This is a genomic window from Aquimarina brevivitae (assembly GCF_004216895.1).
Lineage (GTDB): Bacteria > Bacteroidota > Bacteroidia > Flavobacteriales > Flavobacteriaceae > Aquimarina > Aquimarina brevivitae.
Genome location: NZ_SGXE01000001.1, coordinates 852,085 through 869,910, shown reverse-complemented (window position 1 = coordinate 869,910; position 17,826 = coordinate 852,085). Strand labels below are relative to the sequence as shown.

Annotated in this window: 19 protein-coding genes and 1 tRNA gene; 9 read left to right on the top strand and 11 right to left on the bottom strand. The window is 36.3% G+C overall.

The genetic code is table 11. The annotated features are described in order from the left end of the window. Positions 1-394: 394 nt before the first annotated feature. Both EV197_RS03550 and EV197_RS03545 read right to left on the bottom strand, forming a co-directional pair. Positions 395-468, bottom strand: a tRNA-Ala gene (locus EV197_RS03550). 75 nt (positions 469-543) lie between these two features. Next, the gene (locus EV197_RS03545; protein ID WP_130285353.1) at positions 544-1,344 is read right to left on the bottom strand and encodes a universal stress protein; all 801 of its coding nucleotides are present in this window, start codon (positions 1,342-1,344) and stop codon (positions 544-546) included. A gap of 161 nt (positions 1,345-1,505) precedes the next feature. Between EV197_RS03545 and EV197_RS03540 the strand changes: the two genes are divergently transcribed. Then, the gene (locus tag EV197_RS03540; protein ID WP_130285352.1) at positions 1,506-2,042 is read left to right on the top strand and encodes a GNAT family N-acetyltransferase; all 537 of its coding nucleotides are present in this window, start codon (positions 1,506-1,508) and stop codon (positions 2,040-2,042) included. After that, positions 2,042-3,361, top strand: a complete 1,320-nt coding sequence (locus tag EV197_RS03535; protein WP_130285351.1) for an MATE family efflux transporter — start codon at positions 2,042-2,044, stop codon at positions 3,359-3,361. The genes EV197_RS03540 and EV197_RS03535 overlap by 1 nt, the downstream gene beginning before the upstream one ends. Before the next feature lie 30 nt (positions 3,362-3,391). Here EV197_RS03535 and EV197_RS03530 read toward each other — a convergent pair whose 3' ends face one another. Further along, positions 3,392-4,042, bottom strand: a complete 651-nt coding sequence (locus EV197_RS03530; RefSeq protein WP_130285350.1) for a 2OG-Fe(II) oxygenase — start codon at positions 4,040-4,042, stop codon at positions 3,392-3,394. A 189-nt stretch (positions 4,043-4,231) separates the two neighbouring features. Here EV197_RS03530 and EV197_RS03525 point away from each other — a divergent pair, with 189 nt between their 5' ends. From EV197_RS03525 to EV197_RS03510, 4 genes are read left to right on the top strand one after another with little or no spacing between them, the layout of a single operon-like run. Next, positions 4,232-4,681 carry a 6-pyruvoyl trahydropterin synthase family protein gene (locus EV197_RS03525; RefSeq protein WP_130285349.1) on the top strand — a complete coding sequence of 150 codons (450 nt, stop codon included), beginning with the start codon at positions 4,232-4,234 and terminating at the stop codon, positions 4,679-4,681. 47 nt (positions 4,682-4,728) lie between these two features. Next, positions 4,729-5,484, top strand: coding sequence for a UDP-2,3-diacylglucosamine diphosphatase (locus tag EV197_RS03520; RefSeq protein WP_130285348.1), 756 nt, complete (start codon positions 4,729-4,731; stop codon positions 5,482-5,484). Further along, positions 5,481-6,113, top strand: a complete 633-nt coding sequence (locus EV197_RS03515) for a DUF2306 domain-containing protein (protein ID WP_130285347.1) — start codon at positions 5,481-5,483, stop codon at positions 6,111-6,113. Before EV197_RS03520 ends, EV197_RS03515 begins: the two co-directional genes overlap by 4 nt. Continuing rightward, positions 6,110-7,021 (top strand): YARHG domain-containing protein, encoded by a 912-nt coding sequence (locus EV197_RS03510; RefSeq protein ID WP_130285346.1) that lies wholly within the window; start codon positions 6,110-6,112, stop codon positions 7,019-7,021. The genes EV197_RS03515 and EV197_RS03510 overlap by 4 nt, the downstream gene beginning before the upstream one ends. A 22-nt stretch (positions 7,022-7,043) precedes the next feature. Here the strand turns inward: EV197_RS03510 and EV197_RS03505 are convergent, their stop codons facing one another. The 6 genes from EV197_RS03505 to EV197_RS03480 form a co-directional block, all read right to left on the bottom strand. After that, on the bottom strand, positions 7,044-8,009 hold the full coding sequence (locus tag EV197_RS03505; RefSeq protein WP_130285345.1) for an ABC transporter ATP-binding protein: 966 nt from the start codon (positions 8,007-8,009) through the stop codon (positions 7,044-7,046). A gap of 75 nt (positions 8,010-8,084) precedes the next feature. Then, complete coding sequence (locus EV197_RS03500; RefSeq protein WP_130285344.1) at positions 8,085-10,253, bottom strand: prolyl oligopeptidase family serine peptidase; 2,169 nt, start codon at positions 10,251-10,253, stop codon at positions 8,085-8,087. A 220-nt stretch (positions 10,254-10,473) separates the two neighbouring features. Continuing rightward, entirely contained in the window at positions 10,474-11,466 is a 993-nt protein-coding gene (locus EV197_RS03495; RefSeq protein WP_130285343.1) for an aspartate-semialdehyde dehydrogenase, read from the bottom strand. Positions 11,467-11,699: 233 nt separating this feature from the next. After that, positions 11,700-12,113: a large-conductance mechanosensitive channel protein MscL gene (mscL, locus tag EV197_RS03490; RefSeq protein ID WP_130285342.1), complete on the bottom strand. Its 414-nt coding sequence runs from the start codon at positions 12,111-12,113 to the stop codon at positions 11,700-11,702. 106 nt (positions 12,114-12,219) lie between these two features. After that, positions 12,220-13,329: an alanine racemase gene (gene alr / locus EV197_RS03485; RefSeq protein ID WP_130285341.1), complete on the bottom strand. Its 1,110-nt coding sequence runs from the start codon at positions 13,327-13,329 to the stop codon at positions 12,220-12,222. Continuing rightward, positions 13,322-13,984, bottom strand: a complete 663-nt coding sequence (locus EV197_RS03480) for a thymidine kinase (protein WP_130286182.1) — start codon at positions 13,982-13,984, stop codon at positions 13,322-13,324. The genes alr and EV197_RS03480 overlap by 8 nt, the downstream gene beginning before the upstream one ends. A 104-nt stretch (positions 13,985-14,088) precedes the next feature. On the opposite strand from EV197_RS03480, the gene EV197_RS03475 reads away from it, so the two are divergent. Genes EV197_RS03475 through EV197_RS03465 form a run of 3 tightly spaced genes read left to right on the top strand, consistent with a single transcriptional unit; the run spans position 14,089 to position 16,222 of the window. Further along, positions 14,089-14,814 (top strand): hypothetical protein, encoded by a 726-nt coding sequence (locus EV197_RS03475; RefSeq protein ID WP_130285340.1) that lies wholly within the window; start codon positions 14,089-14,091, stop codon positions 14,812-14,814. A 7-nt stretch (positions 14,815-14,821) separates the two neighbouring features. Then, positions 14,822-15,493 carry a 16S rRNA (cytidine(1402)-2'-O)-methyltransferase gene (gene rsmI / locus EV197_RS03470; RefSeq protein WP_130285339.1) on the top strand — a complete coding sequence of 224 codons (672 nt, stop codon included), beginning with the start codon at positions 14,822-14,824 and terminating at the stop codon, positions 15,491-15,493. Between the two features lie 27 nt (positions 15,494-15,520). Then, a complete protein-coding gene (locus EV197_RS03465; protein ID WP_130285338.1) occupies positions 15,521-16,222 on the top strand; it encodes a M50 family metallopeptidase in 702 nt (233 codons plus the stop codon). 422 nt (positions 16,223-16,644) lie between these two features. Here the strand turns inward: EV197_RS03465 and EV197_RS03460 are convergent, their stop codons facing one another. Together EV197_RS03460 and EV197_RS03455 are read right to left on the bottom strand one after the other, a co-directional pair. After that, positions 16,645-17,190, bottom strand: coding sequence for a Yip1 family protein (locus EV197_RS03460; RefSeq protein WP_130285337.1), 546 nt, complete (start codon positions 17,188-17,190; stop codon positions 16,645-16,647). A gap of 6 nt (positions 17,191-17,196) precedes the next feature. Further along, entirely contained in the window at positions 17,197-17,787 is a 591-nt protein-coding gene (locus EV197_RS03455) for a carboxymuconolactone decarboxylase family protein (protein WP_130285336.1), read from the bottom strand. Positions 17,788-17,826: the final 39 nt, after the last annotated feature.

Below are 17,826 nucleotides of genomic sequence, written 5' to 3'. Positions count from 1 at the left end.
ACCTCAAAAGAAGTAAATTATCCCAAGCAGTTCAAAAAATAGCGCTACGTAATACTAGATCACATTTTAATGTATACCTACATGTTGAACTTGATGTAGTCGATTTAGTCGTTTAAATAGAACAAACAGTTTAGGTTTTAATAGTTAAATACTTTTGTTTGCTCCAAAAGTGTAAACTATTAGGTTAGCAATATTATAAACAAAAAGCCCGTACGCATCTGTGGAGAAGATGGGATTAACTCCGTTGGTCACATAGACCACATTTAGAGAATGAATCTCCTAAAGATTTAAATTTCACCTTCTTTTTGTACGCTTCAAAACAAAAAAACTATTGTTTTATGTTTTTTCGCAAACAAAAAGCCCGTACGCATCTGTACAGGCTTTCATTCATCTGTGGAGAAGATGGGACTCGAACCCACGACCTCTTGACTGCCAGTCAAGCACTCTAGCCAGCTGAGCTACATCCCCGAAATATAATTTAAATGTAGCGAAGCGCCTGTCCGCCGAAGCGAAGCAAAGGAGGAAGCTACATCCCCATTTATGTTAATCAGAACCTCTTAATACTAATAGAGGGACTCTACTTTCGAAATCCTTTTTTAGCACGGTATTATCTTCCCATAGCTTTTCAAAAAAACCTCTTTTTCTTCTAAAGACACACACTAAATCAGGATTATTTTCATTTAAATGTTCTAATAACCCCTGAAATAAGGTTGCGTTTTCAGTGCTTTTATAGGTGTCAACTACTTCTTTTAACTCCTCGTCTATTTTAGAATACTCGGGTAAATAGCTATTTGTCTTTACCAATAAAAGTTTTAAATCTGCTCCAAATGTACTCAAAATTTCTTGTACTGGTGATAAGGCGTTATTCTTTTTTATCACTCCAGATTTTACCGCCATTAAAACCTTATCAATTTTCTTATACTCATAATTTTCAGGCACAATTAATACTGGTATTTCTGTCATTTTAACCAAACTGCCAGCTGTTTCATTTAAAAAATAAGGATTAGAAATATCTGTAGATTCAGCCCCCAGTACTAACATATCTATGGAATTTTCTAGATTAAATGCCGGTATTTCCTCCAGCAGCTCCCCTTCAATCGGTAAGGCCTCTATCGTTACTCCATAAGCTTCAACTTTAGCAATTTCCTTTTGAATTTCTGCAATGGTGATCTCTCTTAGGGTTTTGTTTGCTGTAGGTAAACTTCCTGTTCTGGGTAACTGTTTAAATTCCTTAACCACAAAAATCTTACCGCCTGTTTCCTTTATCAATTGAATACAGTATTGCAATCTCGATCTAGAAACATTATCCTCTGAAAGTCCTAATGGGACTAATATATTCTTCATGTTTAGATTTGTGTTTATGTCCGCAAAAATACAATATTGTTATTGACTACAATTTATTTCAAATGGTAATAAAAGCAAAAATTGACTACACAATTGTTAACAGCTTCTTATTATCACTTTATGAAGTACAAAAAGTTAGTATTTTTAAACTTTTTAAAACTATGATTCTTAAAGCTGCCTCATATCACCTGGAAGAAATACTTACATTAACTCAAGCCTGTGCCCAAGCGATGATCAAATTAGGTATCTATCAGTGGAACGATAAATATCCAGGCAAAAAACGCTTGGAACAAGATATTAAAGCCGAAGAACTGTATATGTATTACGAGCAAAAAAAGATAAAAGGAATCATAGTACTTACCGAAAAGATGGACGATGAATACTATCCGGTATCTTGGTTAACGCCAAATCAAAACAATTTATATATTCATCGATTAGCAGTACATCCAGCAAGCTGGGGTATAGGAATTGGTCAACGACTCATGAGCTTTGCAGAAGAATTTGCTAGTAAACAAGAATTCAAATCAGTACGATTAGATACGTTTAGTCAAAATCAACGAAATATCTCTTTTTATGAGCAAAGAGGATACCAACGTCTTGAAGAAATATATTTCCCTAAACAAAGTAAGTTTCCTTTTTATTGTTATGAGCTTCCTCTTGTTGCTCAGCGACAAGATGCTAAATCCAATAACACCTAATGTCCAATTCTAAAATAAGTTTTAAGGAAATTAACCAATTAGCGATACCAGCAATAATAGCAGGTATTGCGGAACCCCTTATTTCACTTACGGATATAGCGGTCATAGGTAATGTTGAAGAAAATCCTGTAGAATCCTTAGCTGCTGCAGGTATCGTTGGCTCCTTTTTATCCGCGATCATCTGGATAGTAGCACAAACTAAAACTGCAATATCTGCTATTGTATCGCAACATTACGGAGCGAAGAGGCTTCACGCAGTTAAAACCTTAGTGCCCCAAGCGATTCTGCTTAATTTTGTATTAAGTTTAATTATCTATTTTTCTACCTACTTCCTTGCTAAAGGTATTTTTAACTTATATAATGCAGAAGGAGTATTACTACAATATACAGAAAGTTACTATCAAATCAGAGCGATCGGATATCCACTAACTTTAGTAACATTTGCCATTTTCGGAATTTTTAGAGGTATGCAAAATACATTATGGGCCATGAAATGTAGTTTGACCGGTGCTATGGTTAATATTATATTAGACTACACCCTTGTCTATGGTATTGAAGGTTTTATCCCAGCTATGCACCTCAGCGGAGCTGCCTGGGCTAGTGTCGCCGCACAACTGACAATGTTGATTATGGCTTTTTATTACTTTTTTACAAAAACCCCTTTTTCCCTAAAAATAAGCTTTCACATCAACCCACAAATGAAACGCCTAATAGGCATGAGTCTCAATCTGTTTGTACGTACCGCTGCTTTAAACTTTGCCATCTATATGGCAAATGCCTACGCTACAGATTACGGAAATAATTATATCGCAGCACAAAGCATACTGATGAATATATGGTTGTTCTTTTCTTTTTTTATTGATGGTTACGCTAATGCAGGTAATGCTATATCTGGTAAACTATTGGGTGCACAAGACTATCGTAAGCTATGGTTATTAAGCAAAGATATCAGTAAGTATGCCATCGTCATTGCCTTGATTTTAATGTCAATCTGTGGACTTTTATATAATCAAATCGGCTTATTATTTAATAAAGAAGCAGCCGTACTTAGCCTGTTTAGTTCTGTATTTTGGATGGTTCTTTTGATGCAGCCTATAAACGCAATTGCTTTTATGTTTGATGGTATTTTTAAAGGACTTGGCGAAGCAAAATATTTACGCAATGTGCTGCTAATAGCTACTTTTTTAGGTTTTGTACCTACACTTTTACTCTCAGACTATTTTGGTTTAAAACTCTATGGCATCTGGATCGCATTTATGGTTTGGATGCTGATACGTTCTTTAACCTTAGTGATTAAGTTTAAAAATAAATACCTCTAAAAAAAAGTTTCGTCACTTAGATTCAGGTTATTATCGAGTTTTTAACCAACCTGTGATACTATAGCGTTCATTGGCAAGCACCGGTTTAACCTCATGTTCTAAAAGTTGACTCTCAAAAATTACTACCCTCCCTGGTAATGGATAAATAACTTCAGAAACTTCCTGTCCATCTTTATTAAGATAGATTACCAGTTCACCTCCGTTTGCATTATCCCAGTTTTCATCATTGAGATAACATACAAAAGATAGCTTTCTTCTATCATCATTCATAAAGGTATCTAGGTGCCTTTTGTAAAAAGTACCTTTAGGGTATATCGCATAATGAAACTCTTTAAACAAAATACCCAAAAAACAAGTTCTATTAAGATAGTCCACAAGAGTATTCATTATTCCAAAAAATAGACACTCAGCGGTATTGGCTTCCTTCTCGTTAATCCAATGGATAAAATCCCCACGAATAGACTTTATGATGGTTTCGTTGGTGCGGTTACCTATCGCAGCTTTCTTAAACTCCTCATCATTGTATTTTTGCAGCAAAGAAGACCTTAATACCTCTACCTCAGTAGCACTAAAAAAAGAATCCACAATGCTATATTGTTTAGTAAGAAGATCATCGATGATCTTTTCGTAGAGCGGATTTTCTTGAAAATCAACCTGCTCAAATAACTCTGTTTTAATCATTTATCGCCAATAAAAAAGCCTGCGAATATAGTCAAGAAAAGCATAGGTTGTACACCTAAAAATTTATTTCTTCTATACCGTGGATTAAGAAAAGAGGATACGATTCAGTGCTTCCTTAGCACTAAATTTTAAAAAAAGCTGTGCGGTCCGTATTTTTCTTATGTACCTTTGCAAAAATAAGTAGTGAGAATGAGTAAGATAAGAATTACTAAGCAGTTTTCATTTGAAACCGGTCATGCATTATACGGATACGATGGAAAATGCCGTAATGTACACGGACATAGTTATAAATTAAGTGTTACGGTAATTGGAACCCCCATTACTGATACCAACCATGTAAAATTAGGTATGGTGATCGACTTTAGTGACCTCAAAAAAATTGTCAAAGAAGAAGTTGAGGATGTTTTTGATCACGCTACTGTTTTTAATAAAAACACGCCTCATATCGAATTGGCAAAAGAGTTAGAAACAAGAGGACATAATGTGATCTTAGTAGATTACCAACCAACCAGCGAAAATATGGTCATTGATTTTGCTGAAAAAATTAAAGCCCGACTCCCTAAAGAAATAGCACTTTATTCACTTAAATTACAGGAGACAGAAACCTCCTATGCCGAGTGGTTTGCCGCGGATAATTAATCAATTTGTAGCTTTATGCTATATTTACCACGCTATACATGACTAAAATGCAGCTTCCTGAAGGAAAAAAAATATATTTTGCCAGTGATAACCATCTAGGTGCTCCTACTAAAGAAAAGAGCTTTCCCAGAGAGTTAAAGTTCGTTCAATGGCTGGATACAGTAAAAAAAGATGCAGCGGCTATATTCTTATTAGGGGATTTATTTGATTTTTGGTTTGAATATAAAACAGTGATTCCTAAAGGTTTTACCCGAACCTTTGGAAAACTAGCTGAAATCACGGATTCAGGAATTCCTGTTTATTACTTTGTCGGCAATCACGATTTATGGATGAACGGCTATTTTGAAGAAGAGCTAAATATACCCGTTTATCATAACCCACAAGAATTCACTTTTAACAATACTGCTTTTTTTATTGGTCATGGCGATGGTTTAGGACCTGGTGACAAGGGATACAAACGCATGAAAAAAGTGTTTACTAATCCTGTATCCAAATGGTTTTTTCGATGGTTACATCCAGATTTAGGCGTTAGATTAGCACAGTACCTATCAGTAAAAAACAAACTGATCTCTGGTGATGAAGACGTTACTTTTTTAGGAGAGGAAAACGAGTGGCTAGTACAATATTGTAAACGAAAATTAGAGGATAAGCATCGTGATTACTTTGTTTTTGGACACCGCCATTTACCTATGGAGATTAAATTAAATAATACTTCAAAATATATAAATCTCGGCGATTGGATTATTCATTATACCTATGCAGTCTTTGATGGAACCGAATTGAAGTTAGAAAAATTTGAATGAAATCTTTATCCCTAAAACAAATTTTAACCTATGCATTAATCGGAGGCTATTGCTTCTTTTTTTACTTAATGCTCAAAATAACTTTTCAATACATTCCTATAGATACTGATGTTGCCTTTCTAAGAATTAAGCAAGATTATATAGTCTACAGCCATTATACCATGGCGTTTTTTATACACGTTTTTTTCTCCATCTTTGCCTTGCTAGCTGGTTTTACCCAGTTTTCGAAAAATATCCTGGCTTCATATCCTTCACTTCATAGAAGTCTGGGTTACATTTATATGGTATCTATTTTAGTTTTTGCTGCACCCACTGGTTTTATTATAGGAGTTTATGCAAACGGAGGACTATCTTCGCAAATTGCATTTTGTGTATTGTCGTTATTATGGTTTTATTTTACCTTTAGCGCCTTCACAGCAATCAAAAAAAGAAATATAGCTCGTCATAGAAATTTTATGATCAGAAGCTTTGCTTTAACGTTATCCGCAATAACATTAAGAGCCTGGAAATTTATATTAGTTGCACTTTTTCACCCCAGACCTATGGATGTATACATAGTTGTTGCTTGGCTAGGGTGGGTGTTGAATTTAGTGATAGCCGAAATAATAATTTATAAATCAAAAAAATGAAACCAACTCTAATCCTACTATTAGCCATATGTAATATCTCTTGTGACACTAAAGAGAAAAAGAATGAGAACATTGTTTCTACGGTCACTGAAGAAAATACTTCTGAAGCTACCATGGAAACTACTAAACCTACCAAAATTAAAGATATTTTGATCTTAAAAGGTATTTATGTTGGTCAGTTTCACGCTAAAACGTATGATCCTAAAAAAAAGCCTTCGTATAGCAACAAAATAAATATCACTATAGACTCTATAACAAATGACAGCGTATATGGTCATAGTGTTGTGGCAGGCAACTCCAGACCGTTTTCAGGAGAGCTGATTTTTAAGGATGATGAATATAGTGCTAGTGTATCAGAACCTGGGGATGATAAATATGACGGCCATTTTAATTTTTCATTTATCCCTGCTAAGGAGAAAATAGAAGGATTCTGGGTTGCTTACGATCAAAACTTAGCAGTAACAGTGCGCTCTTTTGAGCTAAAGAAAACAGTGTATACATATAACCCAGATCGCTATTTAATAGATAAAAAACATTTTGAAGATAGTGATGATTTTATGGATTACTTTGCGGAGCTCTATTCAACAGAATTTAATGAAGAAGGTGAAGAATATGCAACTATGGAAGCGGTCAAAATCAACGCATCAAATACCGAATTAACAAAAGAAGATGTAGAAAATCTGTACAAAGGAGATTTAGAAATTATTCGAAATGCTATCTATGCCAGACATGGGTATTCGTTTAAAAATCGAAAAATGCGATATTTCTTTGACAGCTATGTAGACTGGTATATCCCTATGTATACAGACATAAGAGATAAACTTACTGCTTTAGAGGTCAATAACATAGCGCTGATAAAGAGATATGAGCAGCATGCTGAGCGCTATTACGATTATTTTGGAAGGTAAATTGCAATTCATCGGTTGCAATTCATTTTCTTAAGTTAAGTATTTCCTCTGCAATAGCTATCCCTACTAGTTCTGGAGCTTGATATTCTTGAGATGCATTAAAAAAGATAATTTGATTATCCAATACCGCTTCGATTAAATAATGACTTCCGTTAAAATAGGAATTTTTCACCCTAACCTGAAGTTGAGCATCAGGATCAACTTTGATTTCGTCGGGATAGATCAATACATATCTTTTGTCATCTCCTTGCCCAAAGGCAGCTAACTGAATTTTGTTAACCTCTCCAAATAAGGAGGCGATGTAGTAATCTTTAGGGTTTTGATATAATTGCACCGTTGGTTGTTGCGCGATTAATTCGCCCTGTTTAATCACCAATGTTTGATCAGTAAAAGAGAGTATATCTGTTTTATCATGCGTTGCTGTGATACTAGTAATATTATGTCGTTTTAAAAATCGAAATAAATTTCTTCTGAGCGCACTTCGGCGAAAGTTATCGATATTATGAAAAGGCTCATCCAAAAGCAGAAGTTGTGGCTTTTTTGCTAAAGCTTTAGCCAATGCTACCCGCTGTTTTTGTCCGCCGCTAAGTCGTTCTATTTTAACATCAGCCAACTCTTCCATCTCTACAATTGCTAGCAGTTCGTCTACACGATCTTTCTTAGATTCCTGATCGGTATTCGACAGAAACTCTCCAATATTTTCAGCAACAGTCCTGAAGGCTTGTAATTCAAAACCCTGTGATAAATATTTCATATTCTCCTCACCGGGTACCAGGTTAAAAAGTGGACCCATCAATTGTCGATGCTCCCAAAACAAGTTGCCTTGTTCAGCGTGTAATAGCCCGTAAATTAATTTTAACAAGGTACTTTTACCACAACCGCTTGCTCCAATAAGCGCTACGTGCTGCCCTTTATCTATGGTAAAACTGATATCTTTTAACACTGGTAGCTTATCATAAGCAAATGTGAGGTTTTCTACTCTTAGCATAATACCAAAGATAAAACACTTCCATAAAAAAATCCGCTTAGTCGTAAGCGGATTTTTAAGGAATTAGTTTAAAAATTAACCTTTAATGTCCTCTGTTACTTTTTCTGGTAACACTTCGTACCCCATATTAAATAATGTAAAGCCAAAAATATCAGCATACTGTTCTATGGTCTTACTTACAGGTGTTCCTGCTCCATGACCTGCATTAGTTTCTATCCGAATCAATGTAGGATTGCTTCCTGCTTGTTTATCCTGCAATTCTGCAGCGAATTTAAAAGAGTGCGCTGGTACCACACGATCGTCGTGATCACCGGTAGTCACTAAGGTAGCTGGATAGGAAACACCTTCTTTTACATTATGTACGGGAGAATACCCTTTGAGATAAGCAAACATCTCTGCATTATCCTCAGCAGTTCCATAATCATAAGCCCAGCCAGCACCGGCTGTAAAGGTATGATAGCGTAACATATCTAACACCCCTACCGCAGGTAGGGCTACCTTCATCAAATCTGGTCGTTGTGTCATCGTTGCTCCAACCAGTAATCCTCCATTTGATCCACCACGAATAGCAAGGTATTCACTGGAGGTATACTTTTTTTCGATTAAATATTCTGCAGCAGCAATAAAATCATCAAATACATTTTGCTTTTGCATTTTAGTACCGGCATCGTGCCATTTTTTTCCATATTCTCCTCCGCCTCGCAAGTTTGGTACTGCATAGATACCACCTTGTTCCATCCACACTGCATTGGCTATACTAAAGGAAGGTGTCAAACTAATATTAAACCCTCCATACCCGTATAAGATAGTTGGATTTTTACCGTCGAGTTTAAGTCCCTGCTTATGCGTTAAAATCATAGGAATTTTAGTACCATCTTTAGATTCATAGAAAACCTGCGTGCTCTCATACAAATCAGGGTTGAAGTCGATTTCAGGTTTACGATATAACTCAGAAGATCCAGTTGCGATATTATATTTATAGATACTACTTGGTGTCTTATAATTAGTAAAGCTGTAATATAGGTGCTTATCTTCTTTCTTTGCTCCAAAACCTCCTGCATTACCTACTCCAGGAAGCTCTACTTCTCTAATCAATGTACCGTCGTAATCATATTGCAATACTTTGGATACAGCATCTACCATATATTCTGCAAAGAAATAGCCTCCTCCTTTATTAGGGCTTAACACGTTTTCCGTTTCTGGTATAAAATCCTTCCAATTCTCTGGTGTTGGATTGGAGGCATCTACAGTAACAATTTTTTGATTAGGTGCATTGAGATTAGTTACAATATACAGTTTAGACCCTTCATTTTCGATGATATAGCTATCACTATCGGTGTGATCTAAAATCGTGACTAATTTACTATTGGGCTTATTTAAATCTTTAATAAACAATTTATTCCCTGAGGTAGAAACACTTGCTGAAATTACCAAATACTTATCATCCTCGGTTGCTGAAGCGCCTATGTATCGATGTTTTTCTTCAGGAGTACCTCCAAATATTAATTGATCCTCCTTTTGTGGAGTACCTAATTTGTGATAGTACACCTTATGCTGGTCTGTCATTGCTGATAGTTCACTTCCTTTGGGCTTATCATAACTTGAATAATAAAAACCTTCGTTGCCATACCAAGATACTCCAGAAAACTTAATATCCACCAAAGTATCTTCTACAATTTCTTTAGTCTCAGCATCTTTTACAATCACCTTTCTCCAGTCACTACCTCCTTCAGAAATTGCATAAGCGGCTAATTTTCCATTTTTGGAAAAACTCAATCCACCTAATGAGGTTGTCCCATCTTCACTAAACGTATTGGGGTCTAAAAATACTTCGGGTTCATCCCCTTCGTTTTTAAAACGATAAAGTACATACTGATTTTGCAACCCATCGTTTTTATAAAAATAGGTGTAGTCTCCTTCCTTAAATGGAGCCCCTACTTTTTCATAATTCCACAAATCAGAAAGCCTTTTTTTCAGGTCTTCTCTAAACGGTATTTTGTTTAGGTAGTCAAAAGTAACTTCGTTCTGCGCTTTTACCCAGGACTCTGTTTCTTCACTACGATCATCCTCCAACCACCGGTAGGGATCTTTTACTTCTGTACCAAAATAGGTGTCTACAGTATCGACTTTTTTTGTTTCAGGATAGTTCAAATCAATTTTGTTTTTAGCCATTTCATCTTTAGCTTCTTGCTTACAAGCAAGTAAAGATGCAAATACACTTAGCGATATAATTAATTTTTTCATGATGAATTATGTATGTTGATCCACAAATCTATTAAAAGAAGCTTGTGATAATGCTAAAGAAACTATAAAATAGGCTGTATATTAAAACATTAGAACCTATAACCATACCTCAAGGATACCACTCCACTAAACTGCATAAACTTATCATTACTTTTATGATAAAATCCCCTTGGCCTAGACCAAGAGGATTGCGTTTAACATTAGTAAATATCGTGCTGAGTTATCCTATTAACTGATGTTCTGCCAGGTATTCGGCTATTTGAACAGCGTTGGTTGCAGCTCCTTTTCTTAAATTATCAGCCACAATCCACATATTTAAAGCATTTTCTGTAGAGTGATCTCTTCGAATTCTGCCAACAAACACCTCATCTTTTCCTTCCGCATATATAGGCATTGGATAGGTATTGGTATCTGTATTATCCTGTACTTTAATACCAGGCGTTTCACTTAAGAGTTTACGAACTTCACTTTCATCAAACTCACGTTCAAACTGAACGTTAACACTTTCGCTATGCCCACCTACTACCGGAATCCGTATCGCAGTTGCAGTTACAGCAATGGTTCTATCATCTAATATTTTTTGAGTCTCATTAACCAATTTCATTTCTTCTTTGGTGTAGCCATTATCTAAAAAAACATCGCAGTGCGGTATGGCATTTTTATGGATAGGATAAGGATACGCCATTTCGCCTTTTTCGCCATTGTACTCATTTTCTAATTGCTGTACAGCTTTAACTCCAGTACCTGTAATAGATTGATAGGTAGAAACGACAATACGTTTGATACCATATTTCTTGTGCAACGGTGCTAGTGCAACCACCATCTGAATAGTTGAGCAGTTTGGGTTGGCAATTATTTTATCGTTTTCAGTTAATGCTGTTGCGTTGATTTCTGGAACCACTAATTTTTTAGAAGGATCCATTCTCCAGGCAGACGAGTTATCAATAACCGTAATACCTGCTTCTGCAAACTTTGGAGCCCAGGTGGTTGAGGTAGACCCTCCTGCTGAAAACAAAGCTACGTCTGGCTTCATCGCAATAGCAGCCGCTAGTCCTACCACCTTATACTCCTGTTTATTAAACGTTACTTTTTTACCCACTGATCGCTCTGAAGCTACGGGAATCAGTTCCGTAACAGGAAATTGTCTTTCTGCCAACACTTTTAACATTACAGTACCCACTAATCCGGTAGCACCTACAACTGCAACTCTCATACCTTTTCTTTAATTATTTAATTTGTAATTGATCCGTTTACTAGACGTAGTACAAAAATCGTACATCTGTTTAAAATAGCTGCAAATGTGAACATAAAAATTATCACAGTGGCCATTTATAACAAAAAAATATCAATTTATACAATTCGTTAAATAATAAACAAAAAGAACCGCCCTCGAGGGGCGGTTTAGTTAGAATATGTAGTATAGCGGTCGCTATAGATAATTTACACTTATTGCTTCTTTAGCAGATCTCGTATTTCTGTTAAAAGTTCTTCTTGCGAAGGTCCTTTTGGTGCTGCTGGCTTTTCCTCTTCTTTCTTTTTCGATTTTTCATAAGCTTTCAGCACCATAAAGATACAAAAACCGATGATTATAAAATCAAGAACTGTTTGTACAAAGGATCCATAATTGATGGATACCGCCTCAATAGCTTCTCCAGCAGCATTTGTGGTAGCTTCTTTGAGCACCAGCTTCAGTTCTGTAAAATCTACTCCACCCAAGGCGAGGCCAATCGGTGGCATTAAAACATCTTTAGTAAACGAAGTTACAATTTTACCAAAAGCTCCACCAACGATAACGGCTGTAGCAAGGTTAACAATATCCCCTTTTAAAAGGAATGCTTTGAAATCTTTAAAAAATCCCATACTTTTTAAAATTAGATGATTAGTGTTTCAATTTAACAAAAAAATTAATAGCAAAAGACCTAGTTGCTAATACACTACAAATTCACTTAGAACAGTTCGTTTTTGTTTAAGAAATTACAACCCTCTTAACCCTTGGAGATATTGCGGTTATAAGTTCATAAGATATGGTACCCGCGTGCTCTGCTAATTTTGATGCAGAAGTATGTTCGTCAAAAACCACAACCTCATCACCTTCCTGGCAATCGATATGCGTTACATCGACCATAATCATATCCATACATACATTACCAATAATAGGCGCTTTTTCTCCGTGGATATACACAAACCCACGACCCTTACCATAAATACGGTTGATTCCGTCTGCGTGACCTAAAGGAATAGTTGCAGAAGTCATATAATCCTTTGCTTTAAAAGCTCTATTATACCCTACCGATTCTCCGGGTTCTAATTTATGCAGCTGTGATATCACTGATTTTAGCGAAGCGATAGGTTTTAAATCCTTATCATAACGTGCTTCATTACCATAACCGTAGAGTCCTATACCGGTACGTACCATATCAAAATGTGCTTCGGGATAATTCAAAATACCCGAGGTATTAGATTGATGTAATATCGGTTGATATCCTAATTTTTGAATTAATTGATTTGCGGATATTGTAAAAGAATCGATCTGTCTTAGTGTAAATTCTCTTTCGTTATGATCTTCACTTGCAGCGAGATGCGATAAAATTGAAACTACGTGTACTGCTTTAGATGCAGCTAATTTTTCTGCGATGTGATCCACATCTTGCTCCCAAAAACCAATTCTATTAAGACCTGAATTAAACTTTATATGTACAGGATAGTTTGTTTTTTGACGCTTTGTTGCTACCCGTATAAATTCCTGCAGTACCCTAGAACTATATAGACTTGGCTCAAGATTAAAGTCGATTACTAGATCAAAGTTAACTGGCTGGGGGTGCAAGACTAGTATAGGAAGTGTAATTCCATTTTCGCGTAACAATTTTCCTTCTGGAGCATAGGCAACTGCCAGATAATCTGCTCCTAAATCGTGAAGTTTTTTGGCAATTGCGATAGCATCAGATCCGTAACTATTCGCCTTAACCACACAAAGCATTTTTATCCCGTTCTTAACTTTGCTTTTAAGATAATTAAAATTATGAGCGAGGTTGGATAGGTTTACTTCCAATACACTCTCTCTGACAGCTTCACTCATTATCTTTCTTTGATTTATCTTTGGAAGTTTGCTCAGATAACTCTTCTACATCGGTTACTTCCATCCCTTTTACTTTTTCTTTTAACATTGCCTTGTAATAAGCAGCACGGCTTAAAGGTTCATATTCTTCCGTTTCTCCTAACAATACCAAATCATCTTTGGTTGATTTTCTATAGCTAAATTGGGCTAAGTTACCGGTACGGGTACATACTGCATGTACTTTGGTTACATATTCTGCAGTGGCCATCAGTGCTGGCATTGGACCGAATGGATTACCCTTAAAATCCATATCCAACCCTGCCACAATTACACGAATACCTCTATTTGCCAAATCATTACACACCGCTACAATTTCATCATCAAAAAACTGAGCTTCATCAATCCCAATCACATCGCACCCATCTGCTAAAATACGAATGTTTGCAGCCGCTGGCACCGGTGTAGAACGTATTTCATTAGCATCATGAGAGACCACCATTTGATCGTCATAGCGCACGTCTATAGCCGGTTTAAAAATTTCTACCTTCTGCTTTGCAAACTTAGCTCTCTTCAGCCTGCGTATCAACTCTTCCGTCTTACCAGAAAACATAGACCCACAGATAACTTCTATCCAACCAAATTGCTCTTTGTGATTTACCGTATTTTCAAGAAACATTTTGTATTTTTCAGCGTCAATTACACAAATCCCTTCACCTATCATTAAAGATGATGTAAATTTATTAAAAAACAATAAGGATTGTTTATTGGAAACATAAAGTTATGAAGAAGAAATTGGAAGCAGATTTAATAAGTATTGCGCATAAGATTTTACAATTAAAAAATACTTCCTCCATTACGGAGTTAAAAGAATTATCCAGACAATTACACGAAAATTTTACTATTCTTGAATATTTAGAAGCACAAAAAAGTACTGAACTACAAGCTTCATCTGCACCAATACCCCCAACTAAGGTTGAAGCTCAACAAGAGCCTACTATCACTGAAGAAGTAACCGCTACGAAAGACTCAGAAAGAAAACATCTTGAAAAACAAGATGACAGACCTGAGATTATCATCGAAGAAATTAATGCTAAGGTCACCGAAGACATTTTTGTGCCTGCCTCAGAAAAGCAATCCGAGAGTACTATGATTGGCGGTCAACCTTCTTTTTTTAAAAATGATAAGGAAGAAGTTACACCAAGTACCTTGGATATTGAAAAAGCAAAGTTAATTGGTAGCCAGGAAGAAAAACCCAAATCATTGAATGATCGTCTTAAGAAAGGAATACAAATAGGGCTTAATGATCGATTGGCATTTATCAAACATTTATTTGAAGGTAACCCTAATGATTACAATAGAGTAATTTCGCAATTGAATACCATTGACACCAAAGAAGAAGCGGGTGCTTTTATACGACAAATGGTGAAACCTGATTATAATTGGCAGGGTAAAGAAGAGTATGAAAAAAGATTTACCACCTTGGTAATTCGCAAATTTGATAAGTAACCCAATCATGTCTAAATTATACATCGTTCCCACTCCCATCGGCAATCTCGAAGATATGACGTTTAGAGCTATCAAAGTGCTCAAAGCAGCTGATCTCATCCTGGCCGAAGACACCCGTACCAGCGGTAAATTGATGAAGCATTTTGAGATTGGAACTCCTATGCAAAGTCATCATATGCACAACGAGCATAAAACCGTGGATCACATCGTACAAAAGATTAAATCGGGTACCACCGTTGCCTTAATCAGCGATGCGGGCACCCCGGCAATTAGTGATCCTGGATTTTTACTGACCAGAGCTTGTATTGAACACGATATAGAAGTGGATTGCCTACCAGGGGCTACTGCCTTTGTACCTGCACTGGTTAACAGTGGTTTGCCTAATGACAAGTTTATTTTTGAAGGATTTTTGCCTGTTAAAAAAGGACGCCAAACGCGATTAACCCTATTAGCTGAAGAGACAAGAACGATGATTTTTTATGAATCCCCACATAAATTGATCAAAACATTAGGTCATTTTGTGGAGTATTTTGGTGCTGATCGCTTAGTATCTGTTTCGCGCGAGTTATCTAAACTACACGAGGAAACTGTGCGTGGTACTGCAGAAGAGGTATTAGCGCATTACGAAAACAAACCTCCTAAAGGAGAAATTGTGGTTATTGTAGGGGGTAAGAAATAAGTTAAATTCATTTTATCGTACGATCAATTGCAAAAACACAAACAACTCCTTATCATTATTTCAATTAGCCTCCTGGTGCTGCTGATCTGGAATTTACCTTCGCTACATATCATAAGATATCCCCTATTGCTTTTAGGTACCTGGTTCCATGAAATGGGTCACGGAATGACTGCACTATTTGTAGGAGGCGATTTTTTATACCTGGAGATTTATGAAAACGGTGGTGGTATTGCTTATTCTGACTTAAGTAACAGTTATCTATCCCAATCCACTGCGGCTGCCTTAACCGCTGCGGGAGGATTATTAGGGCCTACTATTGCGGGCGCCTTACTTATTGTAGCTGCAAAACATACGCGCAGCTCCTACATTGTACTCTGGGTATTAGTAAGTGTGCTAATACTTTCCCTACTCATCTGGATCAAAAGTTTGGTGGCTTGGATTGTGCTAGCCCTCATCACCGCTATGCTAATTATCATGATCCTGCTAAAAAAGAAAAATGCTACAGCCTTAACCTTATTATTTTTAGGAACACAATGTGCGTTCAGCTCCTATTTACAAATCGGGTATTTGTTTACCAAACAATTTGAGCGCGGCGGACAAATCCAATATTCTGATACCCAGGTTATCGCATCGCATCTTTTTGGAACGTATTGGATGTGGGGGCTATTGATCTTGATAAGCAGTATATGGGTGTTGTATCGAAGTTATCGGTATTATTTAAGTCGTTGATTCTACTTCTTTGCGCTCTAGTATATCGATTAATTCCTGCACATCATTACTCCTAATAGTCTTCTAAGTTGATTTGAATTACTGAGTTATTGTGCATATGAACAAAAAGCGTCCCGTTAAAAAATTCGATAGCCGAAATGTTTTGCAAGCTGATTCGGTGACTCTTCCAATCGTTCAATGTAAAAGAGAGCCATTTGGAGCTATATGTCACCCTGTTTTTCCAAGACACTAGTTCTAATAATGGAAATAAAAGTATAGAATGGCCTAAGAGTGCACATATATTTTGAGTATTATCAGACAGCACATCCAACAGATCCAAATAGCCAAGCCCCAGAAACAGTACACCTAAAATCAAAAGCACGATAGCTCTTACTGTTCGTAGACGATAGATTTTTAGTTTTTTATGCCTCATTTTAAGCAAATTAATAAACAACGTTTACTATTAGAATACTAATAATGAATGGGCTTATAGTCAATAATGCTTTACCTAAATCATATTGATTAAACTTCAACAATCCTTGAATAAGAATTTTCAACGAAAAGGACCAACTAAGCAATAGTATAAAACTTCTAAAATAAACATTGTTTACATCATACACCAGTATATCAGTTTTATTAAAAATGCCTAAAATAAGTATACCTAATATTGTTGGAATCATCGCATAAGCTAAAAGGGAACTTACCTCTACATAATTCGCTTTGCCACCTAATAATTTGCCGATTTTATGAATAATTAAGGCTACCAGCATGCATAGTAGAATTGAAATAAAAACAGTAAATAGCAACCCTACAAAATTTAGGGCGAAACCATTCGATTCGTTTTCGACAGAAAACTGAAAAAAGAAAACAACTACTGCATATAAAGCAAAAATAATAGTGCTTTTTCTTCGTAGGTCATCTTCAAACTCCTCATCGAGTAATTCAAGTCCTTTTTTAGTTTGAAATAATGTAAATAGTATAGATTTCATTTTTTTCTAAACGTGCTTCCCTTTTTCCCAGCCGTGTTTACCCAAATATTTTTCTCCGGATTCAATAGCGCCTTCTTCCACGGTGGTTCCCATAGAGTCATTCCAGCGATTGAGATAACCAAATAAAGAGATCACCCCTAGCATTTCAACAATTTCACCTTCGTCCCAATACTTATAGAGTTCTTCTTTTATCTTTTCGTCAACCGCATTAGGCACCATAGAAGCGGCTAACGAAAAATCAAGAGCGGCACGCTCGGCATCACTAAAGGCAGGATGGGTCTTATATTCCCAGATATTATCCAATTGCTCCTGCTCTGCACCATAACGCTCCGCAGCTCGTATCGCGTGGGCCTGACAATAACGACATCCTGTCGCATTACTACTTACCCAGGCAATCATTCGTTTTAGCGCAGAAGTAACACGACCCTCATTGGCCATTACGGCTTTATTTAGGTTAATAAACGCTTTTGATATCGCTGGTCTGCGTTGCATCGTTAATACCGAATTGGGACAGAACCCAAGCGTTTCATTAAAAAATTCTGCAAGTTCTTTGGTTTCCTGATCGTGATCTGCGGATAATGGAGTTACTAATGGCATATTGAATATTATAATTTATATCAACTTTGAGGTGGTAAA